This window comes from Ewingella sp. AOP9-I1-14 (assembly GCF_052375995.1).
GTDB lineage: Bacteria > Pseudomonadota > Gammaproteobacteria > Enterobacterales > Enterobacteriaceae > Ewingella > Ewingella allii.
The window spans coordinates 763,373-785,498 of record NZ_JBQSVA010000001.1; the positions used below are offsets into that span (position 1 = coordinate 763,373).

General features: G+C 53.3%; 15 protein-coding genes and 1 pseudogene. 7 read left to right on the forward strand and 9 right to left on the reverse strand.

Going from position 1 to position 22,126, the window contains the following annotated elements; genetic code table 11:
- Window positions 1-14 precede the first annotated feature (14 nt).
- The 5 genes and pseudogenes from ACT3RT_RS03525 to ACT3RT_RS03545 all read right to left on the reverse strand — a co-directional run bounded on the left by ACT3RT_RS03525 (window position 15) and on the right by ACT3RT_RS03545 (window position 12,152).
- Window positions 15-8,549 (reverse strand): two-partner secretion domain-containing protein, encoded by an 8,535-nt coding sequence (locus ACT3RT_RS03525; protein ID WP_496202508.1) that lies wholly within the window; start codon window positions 8,547-8,549, stop codon window positions 15-17.
- A gap of 17 nt (window positions 8,550-8,566) precedes the next feature.
- Window positions 8,567-10,194: pseudogene (locus tag ACT3RT_RS03530) on the reverse strand (ShlB/FhaC/HecB family hemolysin secretion/activation protein).
- Window positions 10,195-10,724: 530 nt separating this feature from the next.
- Window positions 10,725-11,054, reverse strand: coding sequence for a curli assembly chaperone CsgC (gene csgC / locus ACT3RT_RS03535; RefSeq protein WP_496202509.1), 330 nt, complete (start codon window positions 11,052-11,054; stop codon window positions 10,725-10,727).
- An 81-nt stretch (window positions 11,055-11,135) separates the two neighbouring features.
- Complete coding sequence (locus tag ACT3RT_RS03540; protein WP_353502838.1) at window positions 11,136-11,573, reverse strand: curlin; 438 nt, start codon at window positions 11,571-11,573, stop codon at window positions 11,136-11,138.
- A gap of 51 nt (window positions 11,574-11,624) precedes the next feature.
- Complete coding sequence (locus ACT3RT_RS03545) at window positions 11,625-12,152, reverse strand: curlin (protein WP_485904168.1); 528 nt, start codon at window positions 12,150-12,152, stop codon at window positions 11,625-11,627.
- 899 nt (window positions 12,153-13,051) lie between these two features.
- On the opposite strand from ACT3RT_RS03545, the gene csgD reads away from it, so the two are divergent.
- From csgD to csgG, 4 genes are read left to right on the forward strand one after another with little or no spacing between them, the layout of a single operon-like run.
- Window positions 13,052-13,702: a biofilm master transcriptional regulator CsgD gene (gene csgD, locus ACT3RT_RS03550; RefSeq protein ID WP_034791950.1), complete on the forward strand. Its 651-nt coding sequence runs from the start codon at window positions 13,052-13,054 to the stop codon at window positions 13,700-13,702.
- A gap of 4 nt (window positions 13,703-13,706) precedes the next feature.
- On the forward strand, window positions 13,707-14,093 hold the full coding sequence (gene csgE, locus ACT3RT_RS03555; protein ID WP_353504002.1) for a curli production assembly/transport protein CsgE: 387 nt from the start codon (window positions 13,707-13,709) through the stop codon (window positions 14,091-14,093).
- Window positions 14,094-14,102: 9 nt separating this feature from the next.
- Window positions 14,103-14,507, forward strand: coding sequence for a curli production assembly/transport protein CsgF (csgF, locus tag ACT3RT_RS03560; RefSeq protein WP_396130946.1), 405 nt, complete (start codon window positions 14,103-14,105; stop codon window positions 14,505-14,507).
- Window positions 14,508-14,558: 51 nt separating this feature from the next.
- Window positions 14,559-15,392: a curli production assembly/transport protein CsgG gene (csgG, locus tag ACT3RT_RS03565; protein ID WP_496202510.1), complete on the forward strand. Its 834-nt coding sequence runs from the start codon at window positions 14,559-14,561 to the stop codon at window positions 15,390-15,392.
- Between the two features lie 145 nt (window positions 15,393-15,537).
- Here csgG and ACT3RT_RS03570 read toward each other — a convergent pair whose 3' ends face one another.
- A complete protein-coding gene (locus tag ACT3RT_RS03570) occupies window positions 15,538-15,975 on the reverse strand; it encodes a nuclear transport factor 2 family protein (protein ID WP_353502843.1) in 438 nt (145 codons plus the stop codon).
- Window positions 15,976-16,199: 224 nt separating this feature from the next.
- On the opposite strand from ACT3RT_RS03570, the gene ACT3RT_RS03575 reads away from it, so the two are divergent.
- Window positions 16,200-16,448 carry a CsbD family protein gene (locus tag ACT3RT_RS03575; protein ID WP_353502844.1) on the forward strand — a complete coding sequence of 83 codons (249 nt, stop codon included), beginning with the start codon at window positions 16,200-16,202 and terminating at the stop codon, window positions 16,446-16,448.
- Window positions 16,449-16,563: 115 nt separating this feature from the next.
- On the opposite strand, the gene alaC is transcribed toward ACT3RT_RS03575, so the two are convergent.
- Both alaC and ACT3RT_RS03585 read right to left on the reverse strand, forming a co-directional pair.
- Window positions 16,564-17,778: an alanine transaminase gene (gene alaC / locus ACT3RT_RS03580; RefSeq protein ID WP_353502847.1), complete on the reverse strand. Its 1,215-nt coding sequence runs from the start codon at window positions 17,776-17,778 to the stop codon at window positions 16,564-16,566.
- 131 nt (window positions 17,779-17,909) lie between these two features.
- Window positions 17,910-18,464, reverse strand: coding sequence for a GNAT family N-acetyltransferase (locus ACT3RT_RS03585; protein ID WP_353502848.1), 555 nt, complete (start codon window positions 18,462-18,464; stop codon window positions 17,910-17,912).
- A 138-nt stretch (window positions 18,465-18,602) separates the two neighbouring features.
- Here ACT3RT_RS03585 and ACT3RT_RS03590 point away from each other — a divergent pair, with 138 nt between their 5' ends.
- Window positions 18,603-20,306 (forward strand): LytS/YhcK type 5TM receptor domain-containing protein, encoded by a 1,704-nt coding sequence (locus ACT3RT_RS03590; protein ID WP_496202511.1) that lies wholly within the window; start codon window positions 18,603-18,605, stop codon window positions 20,304-20,306.
- Window positions 20,287-21,024, forward strand: a complete 738-nt coding sequence (locus ACT3RT_RS03595; protein WP_396130952.1) for a LytR/AlgR family response regulator transcription factor — start codon at window positions 20,287-20,289, stop codon at window positions 21,022-21,024. Before ACT3RT_RS03590 ends, ACT3RT_RS03595 begins: the two co-directional genes overlap by 20 nt.
- 45 nt (window positions 21,025-21,069) lie before the next feature.
- On the opposite strand, the gene glk is transcribed toward ACT3RT_RS03595, so the two are convergent.
- Window positions 21,070-22,035, reverse strand: a complete 966-nt coding sequence (gene glk, locus ACT3RT_RS03600; RefSeq protein WP_034791967.1) for a glucokinase — start codon at window positions 22,033-22,035, stop codon at window positions 21,070-21,072.
- Window positions 22,036-22,126: the final 91 nt, after the last annotated feature.

Consider the following 22,126-nt stretch of genomic DNA (forward strand, 5'->3'; position numbering starts at 1 on the left):
AAATACCAATATCTTTATTTTTTAGCTGGAATAGCTGTTACGAGCCTAACCACACCATCATTATTCTCGATCCAACCAAATTTAACGTTAATCGTTCTACCATTCGTACCAGTTATTGGTATCACCTGATCATATTTAGTACCAAACTGCGTTTCTGCTGTTTTAACAGCCTTACCGGAGTCAAAAACGATTTGTTTCGCAAGCTCGTTTGAGTTTGTTTTGTTAAAACCAAGAGCACTATCGAACCATTCCGCCTTACTTCCTCCGACAGGATGTTGTTTATCCAACAGATAGTTAGCTAATTTTTGATCAACACTAACTTGTGTTTCTACTGTATTTTTAATCGAATTTATGGCACTGCCATTTCCAACATTCTTCACCGCATTAGCCGCCGCAGCTTCAGCTTTCGCTGCCGTCGCCTCTGCTGCTGTCTTACCGATACCTACCGCACCACCGGCCCCAACACCGCCCGGTACGATGGCTTCCGACATCTGGATACCGGCATTATTCAGGCACAGCACCACATTACCCGCACACGCCTGTATCGCTGCTTTCGCTGCCGCTGCTATTTCAGGAGTGGCTGCCGCCAGTAGACCACCACCAAGACCCGCCGGAAGCGCCACCATCAGCGCATCGTTCATCGCTAGCCCTTTTTGGCAGGACGCTGAGCCAGGGTCTGTGCTGCAAGACGCAATATTTTTACCGTGCTCCTGCACGAACTTGGTCTGGGTTTCTTCATTACCGCCCAGCAAGTTATTCTCAACCGCATTCTTCCCTGCCTGCGCCCCCGCCACGGCATCCGCTGAGCTATCACCCGTCAAGCCGCCTGCTAGTCCCGCCGCCAAGGTCGCCAGAGTCGATACGGTCTGTTTCTCCGTTTCGCTCAGCTCGTCGGCTTTTTTACCATACATCTGCTGCGCGATCATCCCAACCATTTCGCCGCTGACTGCGCTCGCTGCACTCGCCGCCGCGTTGTTGCCCTGCGCCGCGGCCAGCGCCGCGTTGACTACCGCGTGCGCCATCAGGTTTGCCGTGCGGTCTACATTGCCGGTCACCGGGTCGGTGGTCATCTTATGGATAACTTCCGCCAGATATGGCGCACTCCCGCCCGCGATAGCTTTCGCCATGTCTCCGCCCGCCAGCCCCTGTATCGCCGCCGTGGCCGCCTGTAGTCCCTGCTGCAACGCGCTGCCGGTGCCGTAACTGGCTGATGCGGTATTGCGTACCTGATCGGTGACCTGCTTGTCTGTCGGCGTTAGGTTACCTTTTGCCGCCAGCGCCTCTTTCGCCGCCTGGATAGCGTTCGGATCTTTCAGCGCTTTTTCTTCCGCTATTTTACCCTGCGTCCGCGCGATATCACTAACCTGACTCCCTATCTCCCCAATCTTCTGCGCCTCCTGCAGGCGGCGCTGCTCTTTCTCTTTGTCGAAGATTGGCGAGAGGGTCTGGTTGGCGTGCTCGACGTCTCGGCTCAGGTCGGCGACATTTTGCGTCTGTTTGTCCTTATCGCGGATGACAATGCTGCCATCGCTGACTGCCGATTGGGTGGTCGAGCTGTCGCTGCCTTTACCATTCACCCCCACCAGCAGGCTGTTCGCCATGTTGCCGACGAACTGGCCGCCGGTGTTGCCGCCGGTGCTCATCCCCACGCTCTGGTGCTCGACGCGGTAATCCGCGCGGTTTTCAATGTCGCCGAAGCCCAGCGTGCCAGTATCGAGCCGGTTTTTGCCGGCATCGGCGGTGGAGCCAATGACCGAGCCGTTGAGCTGGGTGTGCTCGCCGACGGTGATGTCGAAGCCGCCCTTGCCTGCGAAGATGCCGGTCTGCTCTTTCACCGAGTCGTAGGTGCTGTGCATTTTGTCGCGGCTGAGGTTGGCCGAGGCGCTGAACGAGCCCAGCCCGCCGCTAACGCCGCCGCTGACGTTCTGCTGCTTAGAGTCGTAGTTATCGCTGTCCTGCTCGCTGGTCAGCGTCAGGTTGCGGCCGACGTCCATCGTGACTTTGTCGCCGGTGAGCTGCGCGCCGGTCAGCGTGGTGTCGCGGCCGCTGACGATGTTCAGATTGTTACCGGCATTGAGGGTGGTCTCGGTGTGGGTCACGCCGTTGCCGCTCTCCGAGCCTTTGCCCTTATTGGCGCTGGCGTTCACCGTAAAGCCGCTGTTACTGCCGCCGAAGTTTAAGCCGACGCCTACCGAGCCGCCGTGGCTCTCGTTGCTGCCGTCAAGCTCCGAGGTGTTGGTAGCCGAAATCAGGTTCACGTCGCGGTTAGCCATCAGGCCCATATCTTTGCCCGCCTGCAACTGGCTGCCCTGCACGTTAATGTCGGTATCCGTGGCGCGGATGTTGAGGTTGTTCCCCGCCGTCAGGGTGCTGCCCTGACTCTGACTGTTGGTCTGGGTCTGCTCCGACTTGGACGACTGGCTGCCATAGGAGAGGTTGACGCCAAACAGGCTCTGCTGGTCCTGGCCCTGCGCCTCGCCGAGCTGCGAGGCCTGATACGCCTGCACGCCACCGAGGGCTGACTTGATGCCATCCAGCGCGGCCAGACGCCCGCTGCTGGCGGTGCTGGCATCGTTGGCGCTGGACACCGCGCTGTTGATAGCGCTGCCTACCGCGCCGGACAGTGCCAGCGTCAGCCCGCTCTGTTTTTGCTCAACGGTGTGGGTCTGCACGCTCTGGTTATCCGCCGCCAGAATGTTGACCTCTTTGCCCGTCAGATTGAGGTCTTTGCCCCCCAAGACATCCGAGCCTTTTACCGTCAGGCCTTTGCCCGCGCTGAGGTTGACGTTGCCATGCGTACTGCCGACGGTGCTGCCCGCGCTGGTCTGGGTTCTGCCGTCATCGGTAATTTTGGTGCTCTGCTTGCCATAGCTCACCCCAACGCCGCCCGTGCCGGACAGGCCGGTTTTCTTCTCTTCGCGCAGGTGCGTTTCCTGACGCGACTGGTCGGCGGCGGTGATGTTGAGGTCGTTGCCCGCCAGCAGGTTCACGTCGCGAGTACCCGCCAGTTTGCTGCCCTGCACCAGCAGGTTATTCCCCGCCTGCAGGGTGACGCTGTCGCCACTGATATTGCTACCCAGCGCACTCTGGTTACGCACTTCGTCGTGCGTCTCCAGCGACATGCTGGAAAGCATGCCTTTGCTGCTCTGCTTGCTATGCTCGGTCAGATGATATGAGTCATTACCGGCGGTCAGGTTGATGTCGTTACCCGCCACCGCCGTGATGCTGTCTTTGGCGGTCACCGACGCGGCTTTGGCATTCAGGTCATGCCCCGCGCTCAGGCCAAGGCTACCGCCGACGTTGATCTGCGTACCCACGTCTTGGTTCTGAGTCAGGTGACGATAGTTATCTTTGCCCCATTCGCTGTTCTCAGTATGCGTCGTATTGAGAGTCGCAAGGTTGAGGTCATTGCCCGCAATGATCTTGGTCTGACTGTCCGCGCCGGTGTTGCTGATTTGCGCCGCCGTCAGGTTGATATTATTCAAGGCCTGCAGGCCAAGTTTACCTCCGTCGTTCTGCACATAGATACCCGCCGCGCGGTCGAGATATCGATTCGCGTCGTTGCCCGCGAGGGTGCTGCTGACATTAATGTCGCGCCCGGCAATCGCCACCAGACTGTCGCCACCTTGCAGGGTGCCGCCGAGGTTGTTGATATCGGTGCGAGCATTGATATTGACCTGATTCCCGCCGATGAAACCACCGTTGTTGAGCGTATCGGCATTAATCTGCGTCACTTCCCGGCCAAGAATTTTGCCGCTGTTGGTTAAGTCATTCTGGCTATTTAGCACTAGATTGTTGCCTGAGAGCAGCGCCCCGCTGCCATCAAGATCGCCTTTTTTCACTCGCGCATAAACCTGCGGTACCAGCACGCTTTGCACGGAGCCGTTCGGCAGCGTCACATCCTGCTTGACCAGCCACACCATATCGCTGGTCAGTAAGGCCATCTGTGCCGGAGTGAGCGCCACGCCTAGCGTCAGGTTGTACTGCTTCCCAAAAGCGATACCCGCGTCCATCAAGGCTTTGTACTGATCCGTATCGTTGTTGTATCCCGCCAGATAACGCTGGCCGGTAAGGTCGGCAATTTGCTGGCGGATCAGCCGCTGCTCGTAGAAGCCGTCACCCAAACGCTTCAACATATGATCGGGATCTTGGCCAAGGGCATTCTGCATATAGTCACTGGCGAGCCACTGCTTCTGGTTAGTGAAGCGCGGGTCAGTCTCGATCAGGTAATGGCTGGTCACGTCGCCGTGCAGCTGGAACAGGCTGTTGTCCGGCAGCGTGAGGTTCGGGCTGGTGATGCGCACAACTGTGTCCAGATTATTCTTCGGCTGGATCTCAAATATCTGCCCGGCGGGAGGGTTGATGGGCTGAAGCGTCGACCCATTTTGCACCGCGCCCGCGCTGCCCGCCTGCTGATTAAGCGTCGATGTATCCCGCCCGGCAATGGTGGTACCGCTGCCCGTTATCTGGGTATGCTCGGCATAGACCATTGCTTTTAAATCAACAGCTTGAATGATGACATCAGGGCTGTAGTTATTGCTGTCCTTGCCTTGTGAGGTCTTGGTGCCACCAAAACGGCGTTTGGTTTTTTTCGCGTACCAGCGGGTCTGGGTTCCGACATCCGTAATGGTGCGCTCACCTGGCGTGCTGACGTTATTGGGAACGTCGATTTGTCCACCCAAGGTGCCACCAGCCATCACCCGGCTATTAATGTTATTAAGCTGGTTGCTGTAGATAGTCAGATCACCCCCGGCGATGATTTGCCCCGGATCGCTCTCTTTTACCTGTGTTTCCTTGATGGTGCGCTGGTACTGGTATTCATAAAACTCATTGCTGCGCGAGCCATCGGGCATGATCGCATCATGAACGCCGTACTTGTTTTTCCATGATGTATCAACGTCACTCCAGTCATAGCGTTGAGTCGAACCTTTTAACACCGCCTCGTGATGTGGCGAATCCTCTGTTACCACCACTTCCGTTTCGAAGTGATCGTTGAGATTGTTTATTTCGCCGATGTTCAACACCATGTTGCCCACCGACTCCAGCGTCGAACTGTTGTTGTTGAACACTGACGCCTGACCGGTTGCCCGCCACTGGTCGTTTAGCTGGCCGCCCACGGCCACGTCGCCAGCGCTGAAAATCAGGCCATGGTCGCGGTTGTTGATGGTCTGCGCGCCGATATCCAGACGATCGCGGGCGGCAATCGTCGCCGCGGTGCCGTTTTCCGCCAAATTATTGAGGGTGCCGGCCTGCAAGGCGATATGGTCGCCATAGATGCGCCCGCTGCCGATATTGTTCAGCGTCGCCGACTGAATATGGGTCAGGTTGCCGTCGATAAGCCCACGGTTAGTGACGTCGCCCGAGGTCAGAATATGGTTCTGCGCGGCACTGATCTCCCCGGTTGCGCCATTGTTTACACTGGCGGCGTTGAGGTTGAGCGTGCCACCGGCTTTGATCAGCGCGCTGTTTTCCAGCCCCTGGCCGATATTGAAATTCAGGTCGCCGTTGGCAATCACGTCGCCTTGGTTGTTGAACCCCTGAGCCAGATTCAGCGTCATCGCCCCTTGCGACAGCAGGCTGCCGTCGCCGGTTACTGACGAGGCCGATAATTGCAGGTTTTTACCGGCAATCAGCGTGCCGCCGGTGTTGCTCAGCGCCAGCCCATTGCCAGCCAGCGTTAAGGTATCGGCGGAAGAGAGTAGGCCTTGGGCATTGTTTAGCGAGCCGGTATTGATATCCAGCAGGTCATTGGCGCGCAGCGCGCCTTGGGTGTTGTCGAGGGAGTCGCTGCTCAGGCGAACCGATTGGCCTTCAAGCCCGGTGTCCTGAGCTTTGGTATCACGGTTGGCGATCTGCGCGGCGTTTACGGTAGCCGTCGCGCCGCTGCGAATCAAACCGGCGGTATTATCCACCAGGCCGTTAAAGGCATTGATCAAGGCATTGCCCGCCGCCTGAAGTTTCCCGCCCCGGTTGTTCAGCCCGGCAATATCAAGTTGAGCATTTCCGCCTGCGGCAATATTACCCTGCGCGTTATTCAGCGCCTGCCCCTGCGTATTGATGCTGGCATCACCGCCGGTGCGGATCTGTCCGGCCTGATTAAGCAACGCGCCGGTCAATAAATTCAGGTTTTTACCGGCGCTCAGGACGCCGTTGGTGTTATCAACTGCCTGATTCCGGCTATTGAAACTTAAGTTATGGGCGGCCTGCACCAGCCCCTGCTGGTTAGTGAATTGCCCGGTCGTCAGGTTCAGTTCACCGTCGCTTGCCAGCGTGCCGTTGAGATTGTTGAAATCAGCGGAGGTCAGCCGTAAATCGCCCGTTGCTGCGATAAACCCTTGCTGGTTGTCGAGTGAACCGCTGTTGATCGACATCGGCCCACGGCTGACAATCCCGCGATTATCGCCACTATTGCGGTTACTTAAGGCTCCACCCTGAAGCTCAAGAGCCATACCGCCGCCCGACTGCACCAGCCCGCCGTCATTGTTTAGCCCGACGCTGGTCAACTGCATATCGCCAAGTGCTGCAATGTTCCCCTGCTGGTTACTCAGCGTGCCAGTATTGAGGGTAAGCGTTTGCCCCGCGCCGAGCTGCCCTTGCTGGTTATTCAGGCTGGCGGCTTTCAGGTCGAGATTGCCATTGCCCGCAATTTGCCCAGCCTGATTATCCACGCCGTCAAATACCTTGAGCGTCATCGCGCCGCTGCCGGTCTGCAAGATTTTGCCTTCGCGGTTAGAGAGTCGATTAGCCGTCAGAGTGAATTGATCGGCAGAGGTGGTGCCGCCATCCAGCAGGACATCGCCGCTGTTAATGGTCAAATGACCGTTGGAGAGCATCTGGCCCTGCTCCCCTTGCAGACTGGCGCTTTCCAGTGACAGGTCGCCGTCGGCGGCGTGCAAGATTTTGCCGCCCTGATTGTTGATCTGCGAGGCTTTGATTTTGAGATCTTTGCCGTTGCTGGCAATGCTGCCGCCACGGTTGTTAAGGGAGCCTTGATGGGAGAGTTGCAGGGAATCACTGCCCAATTGCGCAATAGCGCCTTGCTGGTTAGAAAGGGAGCCCGCGCTGATATTTAGCTTATCACCGAGCAGCTTTCCGCCGTCGTTATTGAGCATTTTGCCACTGCGTGCGGTCAACTGCTGTTGCGCCGCGACCTGCGCGCTGCCGGTCTGCAGATCGTCCTGCCCGGCGTCCAGAGTGACGTTATTGCCGCTGGTCGAGCTATGGCGCACATCGACGCCCTGCCCGCGAGCCGTCAGATCGCCGGAGGCCAAGTTTTGCCCCTGAGCTCGTAACTGCCCCGAGGCATCGAGGGTGAGATTGCTACTTCCTGCCAGCTTACCGTTCTGGTTAACACCCGCCGCCAGCACGCTTCCCTGCTCGCTATTTAACGTCGCGCTTTTTGTTTGCAGATGGTTATTGGCGGTGATTGCGCCGCTATTGTGCAGGTCGCCCGTCGCAATCAGGTTGGCATCGGCGCCGGAACGCACCGCGCCGCTGTTTTCCATCACGCCGTTAGCAGCAATAGCGACGCCCGCCTGACCGCTCATCTGCCCGCTATTTTCAATACGGCCATCGGCGGTGACCACCAGAGTGCCCGCCTGCGCGCCGATATTACCGGCGTTATGCACCCCGACGCCGTCTTCGGTGCCGATCAGGCGAATTTTATTGGCGTACATGCCGCCGAGCTGGGCGACGTCTACCGCCATCATCGGACGTGGTGAACCGTCCGCGGCTTTTTTATCGATTTGCTGATGATCAACATCCACCTTATTGCGGCCTGCCGTCACCTTGAGATCTTTTGCCACTAAGTTGGCGTTAATTTTCACCGAGCGGGCGATGATGTCCGTGTAATCCTGACGGCTGCTGTCCATTCCCGCGCCCTGGATCACGATTTCGCCCCGTTCAACATCAAACCCGGTGAGCTGGCCATTGTTGAGCTGCGCCTGCCCGGTGGTCATGGTGGCGCGATTAGCATTGATGAAGCCGCAGCCGTTACAGGTGATCCCCGCCGGGTTGGCGATCACGACCTGTGCCTGACGGCCTGCGACTTCGACATAGCCGTTAAGCTGGCTCGGGTCGCGCGAGTTGACCTCATTGAGGATCACTTTCGCCTCGCCGCGCGCCAGCCAAGGGTTCCCCTGCACCATTCCGCCCTGCTGCGTCGCCACGTTATTTCGCGAGTTATTAAGGATCACCCCTTTTTGATCGACGTCGAACTGGCTGTAGGTGTTGCGGGAAACGCCCCCTTCGCTTGGAGTTTGAATATTGACCTGCGGGGTGCCGTTGGCGGTGCTGACGATATTCGGCTGCTGGTTACTCGGCGCCTGACCGTCGGCCACGATCCCCGCCTGAGCACTGTTGACCAGCACCACCGATCCAAAGAGCACCAGCATGGCGCAGGACAGGCTGCTCAAGCGACATTGGCGTATAGCCGTCTTGCTGCGGCGCACGCGGCGTCCACCCTCTCGGCCTGCCGAAGCAATTTCCGCCACCACCATTAACAGGCCACGGGCTTTATTAAAAATGATGCGATAGAGATGTTTGTTCATGGCAGAGTGTCCTTACCCTAATACGACCAGTTGAGGTTGAAGCCCAGCGAGACGGGATCCGTTGAGAAACCGTCAGGTTTGGAGAAAGGCACCGAGGCGAACAGGTCATAACCGACCCTGAAAGCTCGGCCACGCACCCCAACTGCGCCGCCCGCTAAGTGATTGCCCACCAAATATTGCGTGCCGTTGCCGCCCACTTCGCCATAGTCCACCCCAAGATAAAGCTCCTGGGAAGGCAGCGGCGTCGCCCATGCCAGGTCATTACGCACAAACCAGCCGCGATCGGCATTCAGGGTGAGTTCACCGTCGAAGCCGCGTACCGTCCAGCGGTTACCGATAGCAAATTGATCCTGAGGCGTCAGGTGAGTGTCGGTGTACTGGCGCTGATACTGCACGTTGTAGCGAAATTTCTGATTGGCGATGGCAAAAGGCACATCAAGCTGGGCGGAAAGCTGGACGATTTTGCTTAGCGCCGTGGCGTAGCCGCCATACTCTTCTGGCGCAGGCGTAGCGCCAAACCATCGGGTACCGCGCTGATAGCTAATGCCCGTGTCGAGGGTGGCTTGCGAAATATAGTGACGATGCTGTAAGCCCAAGCGCCACGCCGCCGTTTGCCTGCGCTGCACTTCGATTTCAGTATCATTGACGTAGTTTCTGGACTCGCGCGCCAGCACGTCATAGGTCAGCGTGGTCTTCTGGCTACCGTTGCGATGCAATATGCGGCTAACCTGAAAATCGAGATTTTTACTTTTACCGCGATACCGGTAATCGCCATTAAGCCCGGCGGTGGTCTGGTTGTATTCGTAACTGTTGGCCGTCAGGCCAAACATCCAGTAGCCGAAAGGCACTGAATAGTGCCCGGTGACGTTACCCGTGCTCTTGCCACTTTTGTGAGGCAGGCTGCTGGTACCGGAAATGTAAAACAGGTCGCTGAGTGAGAATGGGTTATCCAGCGATAAGGTCGCGGTGCCCTGATAGCGGCCGGTGCTGCGCGTGCCTGAGTCATCAAGGCCCGCAGCGACGCGCCACATTTTTTCCTGCTTCCAGCGCAGCGCAATATCACTTTCTCCTGGCTGCTCGCCGGGCACGATTTCCATGTCGGCCTGCACCGTCGGCAGGCGCTGCAGATTCTCTAAACCCTGCTCGATATCGCGTAAATCTAATAGCTGATCTTCATGGGCAGGAAATGCGCTGTAGAGCGTGACGTAATGGTCGCTGTCTGGCGTTAATTTCACCTGACGGGTCTTGCCGGGCACCACCACCAGCTGCAGCACGCCGCTTTTCAGATCCTGCGACGGAGCCAACACTCGGGTAGTGATATACCCGTGATCCACTAACCTGTTCTGCAAAGTGCTCATCAACAGGTTGATGCCTTTCCCCCTAAGCATTTGCCTACGGCTTGATTGCTGATGTGCTGTAGCGGCAGCCAATGCGGCAAGGCCTCGGTACCACTCAGCCGGACTTGGGAGAGGGTAAAACACGGGGTTTCCTGCGGAAAATTGATGCGGCCAAAACTGCTGGCAGGGGGAGAAAGGCGCACGTCCGGCGCATCAGGTGCCAGGCGCTGCTGCAATGCACGCTGCTGTTCCTGTTGGTGAATAAACTGCTGGTCCCCCGCCGCGCGTAAATTGCCCGGAGGCGCCATCGCCTGTTGGCTGGCCGCGTCTGTTAAAGGCTGATCGCGAAAAGGAGAAGGCCCGGTAATAGGTGCAGCATGGCTGTTGCTAATAAACAGGCTGAGAGAAATAACCAGTGACTGGCAGGCAATATTAATAGCGGGGCGGCGCACGGAAATATCCTTATTATTATTAATCCAAAGGTCAAGCGTCCTTAATCCATCGCATTATGCCAATGTAAATTTGGTTTACAATAAATTTCCTTTTCTTTACGAAGCGAAATAACCTACCTAAGTAAAATTAACAACTTATGAATTAGGATTATTCTTATAAACCAGCCTTTTGTGCTACAAACCCTTGCAGAACGGGCCATCTGGTCGGCAAAAGGCCAAAATCCAATTAGAAAAAAACAACTGTTTTCGTCACAAGTTCCTCACGGTAAATCTTCATTTACCCTTAGAGATATATAAGGTTAAATAATATTTTGCAGTGAAATCATTCGATGAATGTGTGAATGAAAAGAATTTCTGCTCTGGGCGCGCCTATTATTAGTCGGGGATTAACTATTATTTGGCACAATGATTTGCCTCTCCAGCCTTAAGCCTTGACCATCGGTTAACGTGACCGTCACCTGGGTCCAATCCCCTTTTTGCATCGCGATGCGCATCTGCCCGAGAGAGAGGGTTTTGTTCGCGGCGAGGTTGATACTGCCCTGCTGGCGGCTGGTGCTCTGCCCCTGCTCGGCGCTATGTGAGACGGCAATGGAAACCTGACAGGTGCAGTTTTGGCTCAGGGTCGCCATGGGCCGGACAATATAGACATCGGCTTCAGTTTGGGTGTCGAACCACAGTTGGTTCGACATGACGGCGGCAATCAACAATAGCTGCATCGTTCCTCCTTATATAAAGCAAAACAGGGCATAGGCCCTGTTTTGCGACGAACAAACTGCATGACAATAACGTCAGGGGAATCAGTGCTGGCTAGCGTAAGCCTGATTGCCGGTACCGTACTGTTGGATATTCGCCAGACTGCCGTTGGCGTATTGATTGGACTGCGCGTAGTTACCCGTACCGTTTTGGCTGATTTGGGTAATGCTGCTGCTGGCGGCCTGCAACACGTTGGCGTTGTTCCAGTCACCGGCCTGGGAGACTTTTACCAGACTGTTGTTGCCCGTTTGGTTGCTGCCAACTTTGTTTTGTGAGCCGCGCTGGTCAATCGACGTCAGCGATTTAGAGACGCCGCTTTGGTTAGCCTGAGCACGGTTAGCCGTACCAGCCTGATAAATTTGAATTTCAGCGTTCCAGTTGGTGGTCTGGAATACTGGCAGAGAAGAGGTTGGAGGCGTTGTTGCCAATGCACTGCCACTGATCACTAACGCAGATACTGCCACAATTTTCAAAAGATTCATGATGCTACCCCATTGGTTAAAGTTGGATGATCTTCATTTGAGACAAAGTGATTAACGCTGTGTGACTCTGATCGCCATTCCTGACGAATTTTGTACGACACCGGCTGACCGGTCCGTACCACTTTGGCTAATTTGCGTCACGCTCCGGCTACCTCGCTGGAGAATAACGGCGGTATTGCCAAAATCTTTTTGTTCAATAGATGCAGAACTGTTATTTCCAAGCTGGGCAATCACGGCAGTATTTTCACTGCCGCTTTGCATAATATCGGCCGCATTGCCATTACCTCGCTGATTAACAATCGCATTATTATCATTGTTAAATTGCGTAATATTCGCCCGATTGCTGTTCCCATTTTGTTGGGTAATAGCCGTATTGCCATTGCCTTTTTGCAAAATAAAAGCGGCATTGCCCGAGGATGAATAGCCCCCCACTACGGCGTTATCAAACGAATTACTGTAATAGTAAATATCACTGGTGTTGGCGCTAAAGCCCAATTCACTGTGGGCGAGATCTTTCGGTTGCGCCATGGTAATTAGAGGTAATGAAATCAGCGCAACGATAAAAATCATTTTTTTCATATTTCAGCCCTGATTGACTTTCTTCTGCATTATGAAAATGACAATCGACAAACACATCGAGAAAGCCAGAGTTGTTTACTGGACGAATTGAGTATGGATAGTCGTAAAAATAAAAAACTCACCTGTAAGTCGTATTTTTCATTTAAGACTCATCAGAAAGCATGAGGTAAAGAGTAAAAAACCCCGTAATTCCATCAACCTGAAATTTCGAAAATAATTAATAAAGGTGCGTAACTAACCTAGAATCCGCCCAACCTAATTTGTCATACAATTTATTAAATCTGTCATTACCTGGATCAAATACTTAGCCTGCGAAGACGAAAAATTTCTCTCTGCCTATGAGGGTTACAGCTGATATTGAATATACTGTCACCTTTTTTTAGAGGGTGAAGACTGCGAAGTAGCGTCAGATCGCGAGGTCAAACTAGTTATGGAAATACTAAACCAAGACCAATATTTGAGATAAAGCAGAAGAAAAACTCACCTCATCAGCTTAAATAGTACATCAAACTGCCCGCTAGGCGAATGAATTAGCAGTAGTTAGTTGCCAGTTTAAGGTAAACGCGCAGGAGGATAGGTTAAAGGTGTTTAACAGATTGGCTGCTTCTAATCACAATAGTGTGAAGTAAAATTTGCACATTTTAAGTTACATTTTGAAACACAAATAAGCCTTGATTTAGAGTGTCCAATGGATAGATTGATGATGTAGGAAAAATCCTATTTCTAATAATGACAAACTTGCGTGTGTAGTGGTTATTTAACTTTTCCGGTTTTATTTACTTTTTTGGTTAATACGCCACGGGCTTGCACATGCTACATCCAGCAGCAAAGCAACCTATTTAATGCCTTCATTTATAAGGCATCTGTAGGCTGTCAAAAAAATTAGGTGGGGTTTCATTATGACTAATGAAGCAATATTAAATAACAACCTTTTATTGTTAATTACTAAGCCGTCACTTCAGGCCAGTGCTTTATTGCAGCAGTTAAAACATCAGTTAAGTGTAAACACTAAACTGCATAACATTAATAAGACACTAGAAGATGATTCATTAAACCAGGCACTCATATTGTTTGACATGATGGAAGCAGACCAGCGACAGGTTGTCTTATGGCAATCCGTCATTCGTCGCTATGACGATAATGTGAAGCTTTTATTATTTAATACTCCGAGTGATTATCAGTTTAGAGAAATAGAAGCCTGGCCGCGCATTAGCGCCGTATTCTATAACTCTACCGAGGAAAATAAACTGGTTGAAGGTATTAACAACGTACTCAATGGAGAATGTTATTTCACTCAAGGCTTTGCCAGCTACCTCATTAGTCAGTCAGGGCAATATCGCTATCTCAATCATAGTGAAACCGGCCTAACCCATAGGGAACAAGAGATCTTAAATAAGCTGCGCGTGGGCGCTTCAAATACTGAAATTGCCCGGCTGCTCTTTATTAGTGAGAACACGGTCAAAACGCATTTATACAATTTGTTCCGCAAGCTTTCCGTCAAAAACCGGACTCAGGCCGTCTCTTGGGCTAACGACAATTTAAAGCGCTGACATGATGAAATCCGTCATCTGTCTGCTTTTCGGCCTGACATTAGTGTTAGGCCAGACTGCCAATGCGGCAGAAATTAAAGACCCTGGCTTGGTAACTGACCACACGGTGACCTCCGTGGGTCACGACTTCTACCGCGGTTTTGCTGATCGCTGGGATATTAATTATGCCGAGACAATCACCATCAGCGAACGGCCAAGCGCCCGCTGGGGAAGCTGGATAAGCATCAAGGTTGGGCAAGACACGCTGTATCAAATATTGCTGTTTCCCAACCGCCGCAATTTTAGCAAAGAGGTCGATACCGCCGTGGCCAGTGTGCATGAAGCCCTGTCACGCCGCCAAATCGACAAAGCCTTATTGGGCACCGGTGATCTCACCGGCGATGAATTCTAGGAGCTTACCGTGAAAATATCTGTCGCGCTTTTATCGCTGTTCCTTTTCTCCCCTCTCTCATGGGCGGGAAATATGGTGCATCAGTTTGTGAATCCCAACTTTGGCGGCAACCCGAACAATGGTGCTTTTTTGCTGAATTCGGCCAATGCGCAGAACTCATACAAAGATCCCAACGGCTATAACTTCGATGCTTATAACCCGTCGGCGCTGGACAACTTCACCTCTGCCTTACAGTCGCAGCTGCTGGGAACCCTGATGGGCAATGTGAATCAGGGCAAGCCGGGGCGAATGGTGACTCAAGATTTTATTGTCGATGTGCAAAACACCGACGGTCAGCTGGTGATGAACGTCACCGATCGTAAAACAGGAAAGATTTCGACCATTCAGGTTCAGGGCATCAGTGGCTCTAATTAAAACCAAAAAATTCACCTAAACATCGCCAATCACAGCAGCGGGAAGGCCACTATGCGCAGTTTGTTTCTATTTCTGATGATTTTTGCCCTCACAGGGTGTTTGACTGCACCACCAGATCAAGCAGCAAAACCCACCTTGCTGCCGCGAGCCCAGAGCTATCAGGACCTGACTAACTTGCCACCGGCGCGCGGCAAGATTTTTGTCTCGATTTACAACATTCAGGATGAAACGGGACAGTTTAAACCTTACCCGGCGAGTAACTTCTCCACCGCCGTGCCGCAAAGTGCCACCGCCATGCTGGTGTCGGCACTTAAGGATTCAAAATGGTTTATCCCCCTTGAACGTCAGGGGCTACAGAACCTGTTGAATGAACGCAAAATTATCCGCGCCGCGCAGGAAAACGGCAGCGTGGCAGAGAATAATGCCCGCGCCCTCTCCTCACTGGTGGCGGCGAATATTTTGATTGAAGGATCAATCATTGGCTACGAAAGTAATGTGAAATCCGGCGGGGTTGGTGCCAGATATTTCGGTATCGGGGCCAGCACGCAGTACCAGTTAGACCAGATAGCCGTGAACCTGCGCGCCGTCGACGTCAATACCGGGGAAGTTCTGTCATCGGTAAATACCAGCAAAACCATTTTGTCTTATGAGGTGCAGGCCGGTGTCTTCCGATTTGTCGATTATCAACGATTACTGGAAGGAGAATTAGGCTACACCACCAATGAACCTGTGATGCTTTGCCTGATGTCGGCGATTGAAACCGGCGTGATTTATCTGGTGAATGACGGTATCAGCCGCAACCTGTGGCAGCTACAAAATCCGCAGGACGCCAAGGCACCGGTGCTCGAAAAGTATAAGAACCTGATTGTCCCTATTGCCTCTTAATCTGGAGAAATTGATTCACGTTATCCCAGAAAATCGGATCCCCTGTAGCGTGATGACGCCGGGTTTTGGCAGTAGTTGGCGAAAGGAAACCCAACGATTGAGGCGGGTTTCCTTTCATTTTTTTGCTCAGTATTGGTTCGAAATGTTATTCAGACTGCTGGTAATTATTGACCCGTTTTTTATCTTCCAGATTGAAATCCGGATCGAGATAAATACTCAGGCGCTGAATCAACAGCTCATGAAATTCAAATACCGCGCAGAAGTGGTGACTTCCCGCCTCGGCCGTGGGCCAGCGTTCGCCGCTTTGCATCACGCCGCGCATTTGTCCCTCAACCACCAGCGTATCGCCATCGGTGATAAAGCGAAATTTATCCTGCATGTGCTGAATTTTATCGATTTCCAACGCGAAGCATTTGCCCAGTTCGCCCAGCGATGACTTTCCCTTTGCTGTACCAAATTTTGGGAAAAACACCTCAGTGTCCTCGGTAAACAGATCCAACAGTGTCGCATCTGCCTGATCCAGCTTGCTATAAAACTGTTTCACAATCTCTATACGACTTTTTTTTAGCGCGTCCTGTGTCATTTTTCCCCTCTTATCACTCAATGAGTGAAATCTAAGACCACCTGACTAAGACTAGTGAAACGCTTCAATTTTGCTGCTTTCCCCTAAGATTTAAGATAACTCTCAGCAAATCGGCCCCTGCTGCCTTCAATTCATGGTCTACAGTTAATGAGGTATGACACTTTTATTCATTGAAGTGCGTTGGGCTGGCATGTTGCTCGCCCTCCAGACAAAAGGAACTGCTTATGTTTGATAAAGCGAAAGATAAAGCTGAAGAGCTGGTTGGCAAAGGTCAGGAACAGTTTGGTCGCGCAACGGAAGATCATGGTCTGCAAGCAGAAGGCGTAGTCCGCAAAAATCTTTCTCAGGCATCCTATGCGGTGAACGACGCCGTGGATACCGTGAAGCGCCAAACCTCAGACAACCCAGTACCGGCCCTGCTTATTGCCGCCGGTGTAGGTTTCCTGCTGGCGAAACTGACAGGCCGTAAATAATCAGCCTGTTTGCTCGATAAGCATGAGCAAGGCATGAATTTATGCCATAAAAAAACCCGGCCAATGCCGGGTTTTTTGTTGTTGTTTTGGGGCTAATTGCTGGGTTTGATGAGGCTTAAGCTTTAGCCGGGAGCACGCCATCTGCGCGGAACATGGCTTTAATGCCGCGCACGGCCTGGCGGATACGGTCCTGGTTTTCAATCAGGGCGAAACGCACGTGGGTATCGCCATAATCACCGAAGCCGATACCTGGCGAGACGCAAACCTTGGCGTCGGCCAGCAGGCGCTTGGCGAATTCCAGCGAACCTAAGTGCTCGTAAGCCGGTGGTATCTTGGCCCAAACGTACATTGAGGCTTTCGGGTTATCGACCATCCAGCCCGCCTCGTGCAGACCGCGAACCAGCACGTTGCGGCGCTGGCGATACTGCTCGGCGATATCTTTGACGCACTGCTGATCCCCTTCCAGCGCGGCGATGGCTGCCACCTGTAGCGGGGTAAAGGTGCCGTAGTCATGATAGCTTTTGATACGCGCCAGCGCGCTGACCAGCTCTGGATTACCGACCATAAAGCCGATTCGCCAGCCCGCCATATTGTAGCTTTTCGACAGCGTGAAGAACTCGACCGCGATGTCCTTCGCGCCCGGCACCTGCATGATAGAAGGCGCTTTCCAGCCGTCATACACAATATCGGCATAGGCCAAATCATGGATAACCAGCACATTGTACTGCTTAGCCAGTGCGACCACGCGCTCGAAGAAATCCAGCTCAACGCACTGCGCCGTTGGGTTAGACGGGAAGCCAAGGATCATCATTTTTGGACGCGGAATGGTTTCGCGAATTGCGCGTTCCAGTTCAGCAAAGAAATCCACGCCGTCGGTTAATGGCACCGAGCGCACCTGCGCACCGGCAATCACCGCGCCGTAGATATGAATCGGATAACTTGGGTTTGGCACCAACACAGTATCACCGTGATCCAAGGTTGCCAGCATCAGGTGCGCCAGCCCCTCTTTCGAACCAATGGTGACAATGGCTTCGCTTTCTGGATCGATTTCAACCTGATAGCGATCGGCATACCAGCGGGAAATCGCACGGCGCAGGCGTGGAATACCGCGTGACGTGGAATAACCGTGGGTGTCTTCGCGCTGAGCCACCTGCACCATTTTCTCAACAATGTGCGGCGGGGTTGCGCCATCAGGGTTCCCCATACTGAAATCAATAATGTCTTCGCCGCGACGTCGCGCAGCCATTTTCAATTCAGCGGTAATGTTAAAAACATAAGGGGGAAGACGATCGATACGCGTAAAACGACGTGGAGAACTGGAGTCAGCCATAAATTCCTCAAGGATACGTGAGCGCCCGGACCGTCCGAGCGACGCTGGCCGCGATGCGGCCTTCCAAGAACATATCTCAGGCAGAAAAAACTGTCGATACCCCAGACGACCTATTTTTAACCAACGAGAGATTAACCTCGCGGATCATCGGCAAGGATCCCCAGCAGCCAGTCGTTATGCCACACCTCGCCAATGCGGTAGCTGTCGCGCAGGCAGCCTTCGAGCTGGAATCCACACTTCTCCAGCACCCTGCGCGAGGGGAAATTGCCCTCCAGCACGTTGGCCTGCAGGCGATGAAAACCGCAGGTATCAAAAGCAAAATCCAGCACGGCTTTCAGTGATTCAACGGCATACCCTTTCCCCTGATGCTCGGGAGAAATGATAAAACCCACCTCACCCTGCTGATAAGGCCGCCAGTCGGGGAAGAAGCCGGTCAGGCCCACCGCCGCGCCGGTTTCGCGTTCGCGGATCACCAGACAGAGCCAAAAATCAGCATAGCGATCCCAGTGCCCAAGGCGCTGTTCGAAGCGATTGCGAATTTGCGCGGGCGAGTCGATATCACCAATAAAGCGCATCACCTCTGGCGTTTGGTACAGCTTCTGGAACAACCACCAGTCTTCATTTTCAATGGGTTGCATCACCAGCCGTGGAGTGGTGAGTTGCAAAGGTGTCAGAGTTTTCATCATTATTTTCCTCTGGGTAGGTATCGCGTCAGCTTACAATTGAATCATTGGTTATTCATGCGTTTTATGGCTTTAGTGCATTTCATTCCCTAAGACAATTCCCTGTTATAATGGGCCTAAGCCGAAAACAGGGAGCCTGCCGTGCCGCAAGTGTTTGAAATGTTGCTGGCGGTCTTTGACCGCGCAGCGCTGATGTTAATCTGCCTATTCTTCCTCACTCGTACCCGCCTGTTTCGCAAGCTGCTACAGAAAGAGAGCCATAACCACACGGCGCTGGAACTCGCCGCCGCTACCGCGATTTTTTCGCTGTTTGCCATTTTCGGCACCCTATCGGGGATTAACGTCGAAGGCTCGCTAATCAATGTGCGCACCATCGCCATTATGTCCGGCGGAATACTGTTTGGCCCTTGGGTGGGGATTATTACTGGCCTGATTTCCGGCTCGCACCGTTATCTTATTGATATCCATGGTGTCACCTCGCTGCCCTGCCTGATAACCAGCATCGTGGCCGGTTTTACCTCGGGCTATATCAACCTGAAAGTGAAGAAAGCTAACCATTGGAAAGTGGGGATTGCCGCCGGAATGCTGTGCGAAGCCCTGACTATGGTGCTGATTTTGCTGATGGCGAAGCCGTTTTCGCTGGGGGTGGATATCGTCATGAGCATCGCCGCGCCGCTGATCCTCGGGGCCAGCTCAATTGGCCTGATTATCCTGCTGGTGCAAAGCGTGGCCGACGAAAAAGAGGTGATTGCCGCCCGCCAGGCGCGACTCGCCTTGGACATCGCCAATAAAACCCTGCCCTATTTCCGTCACATTGAAGGGCCGAATATTAACGCCCGGTCGCTGGAAAAGATTTGCAGTATTATCCGCGAAGATATCAACGCCGACGCCGTGGCCATTACCGATACCAAAAACATCTTGGCCTACGTTGGCGTGGGCGCCGAGCAGTACAACATCGGCCACGAGATAATCAGTGATATCACCAAGGCGACGCTGGAGTCCGGTCAAATCACCATTAAAAACAATGATGAAGTGGACCGCACGCCGGAGATACACTCGCTGATCATTATCCCTTTATGGGAGAGCGGAGTAGTAACCGGCTCGCTGAAAATCTATTACTGCCACGCCCACCGCATCACCTATTCGCTGAAAGTGATGGCGGTCGGCCTGTCGCAAATTATCTCCACCCAGATGGAAGTGTCGCGAGCAGAGCAACTGCGCGAAATGGCCAATAAAGCCGAAATGCGCGCCCTGCAAAGTAAAATCAACCCACACTTTCTGTTTAACGCGCTAAATGCTATTTCATCGTCTATCCGCGCCCGGCCTGACACTGCGCGCCAGCTAATCATCAATCTGTCGCGCTATCTGCGTTACAATCTGGAGCTGAATGACGAGCTGATTGACCTGCGTAAAGAGCTGCATCAGGTGCAGGATTACATCGCCATTGAGCAGGCACGCTTTGGCAGCAAGCTGACGGTTATCTATGATATTGATGACGATATCTCGGTGCAGATCCCCAGTCTGTTGATTCAACCTCTGGTTGAAAACGCCATCGTCCACGGCATTCAGCCGTGCAGCGGTAAAGGGGTGGTCGTGATTGCGGTGAAGCGTCAGGACAGTAACGTGAGAGTGTCGATTAAAGACACCGGACACGGCATAAATCAGGAAACCATTGACCGGGTGGCGAGAAATGAAATGCCCGGCAATAAAATCGGCCTGCTCAACGTGCACCATCGCGTTTCACTGCTGTATGGCCATGGGTTAACTATCCGCCGCCTTGAGCCAGGCACGGAAATTTCATTTTTGATCACCTCGGAAAATATCAATGAAAGCCATCATCGTTGAAGACGAAGTCCTCGCACAGGAGGAGCTGAGTTATCTGATTAATGCGCATAGCGAAATCAAAATCGAAGCCAGCTTTGACGACGGACTGGACGTGCTGAAGTATCTGCAAACCCATGAGGTGGATGCAATTTTCCTCGATATCAACATTCCGTCGCTCGACGGCGTATTGCTGGCGCAGAACATCAGCAAGTTCGCGCACAAGCCCTACATTATCTTTATCACTGCCTATAAAGAGCATGCCGCCGAGGCTTATGAAATCGAGGCATTCGACTACATTCTCAAGCCTTATCACGAGTCGCGCATTGTCACCATGCTGCAAAAGCTGGAGATGCATTTTAAACGCGACAAACAGGCGCTAACCCAGCCTGCACCCAGTAGCAACCGCGCTAGCCACAGCATCAATTTGATTAAAGATGAGCGGATTATTGTTACTGATATCAATGATATCTATTACGCCGCGGCGCAGGAGAAAGTGACACAGGTCTATACCCGCAAAGAAGAATTCACCATGCCGATGAATATCACCGAGCTGTGCAATCGCCTGCCGGAAGAGCATTTCTTCCGCTGCCATCGCTCCTACTGTGTGAATTTGTCGAAAATCCGCGAAATCGTGCCGTGGTTTAACAACACCTATATTTTGCGCTTAAGCGATTTGGACTTCGAAGTGCCGGTCAGTCGCAGCAAAGTGAAGGAATTCAGAAGTTTAATGCGGTTTTAGCGAGAATATTCTCCCCCGCAGCCGGGGGAGAAAAGAGAGGCAAGATTACAGCGTCATACCCATCGACTGGCGCAGGTAAGCACCCGATCCCAACAGCCCCGGCTGATCGTGAGTGATCAGATAGACCGGAATGTCATGCAGGTAGTCTTTGAAACGGCCTTTGTCTTCAAAGGCGGCACGGAAACCCGAGGCCTTAAAGAACTCGAGGAAGCGCGGCACGATGCCACCGGCGATATACACGCCGCCGAAGGTGCCCATATTCAGCGCCAGATTGCCGCCAAAGCGCCCCATAATTACGCAAAATAGGGAGAGTGCGCGGCGGCAGTCGAGATTTTCATCACTCAGCGCCAGCTCGGTCACATCTTTCGGGGCGAAATTCTCCGGCACGCGGCCATCGGCTTTGACAATCGCGCGGTACAAATTCACCAGTCCTGGACCAGACAGAATACGCTCCGCGGAGACGTGGCCCATCTCGGCACGCAGCTGCTCGAGGATGATATCCTCCTCTTCGCTGTTTGGCGCGAAATCAACATGCCCGCCCTCGCCCGGCAGGCTCAGCCAGCGTTTGTCAGCGTGGATCAGGTGGGCGACGCCCAAGCCGGTGCCCGCGCCAAAAATCACCGCCGGCTTGCCGTCTAACGGTTTTTTGCCGCCGAACTGCAACAGGTCTTGCTCCTGCAACATCGGGATAGCCATGGAGACGGCGGTGAAGTCATTGATCACTTCCAGATGATCCAACTTCAGATTGGCTTTCATCTCGGCAATTGAAAATGCCCACGTATGGTTGGTCATCGCTACCCAGTCGCCGGTGATCGGGCAGGCAATGGCGATACAGGCGTCTTTAACTTCGTGCTCTTGCTGCTCAAGGTAAACGCGCACCACGTCTTCTAAACTTGGGTAATCCAAGCCAGAAAAGGTTTTAGAAGCCGAGATGGCTCCGCTGTCGAGCGCGCACAGTGCAAGACGACAGTTAGTACCGCCGACGTCCCCCACCAAGGAGTATTTGGTCATTTTCTTCTCCGAAAAAGTAGATTCCTAATCCTGTCTGGTCTGGAGGCCGGGTAAAAACGATAAAGACCGTTATTATCAATCGTTGAGGCTG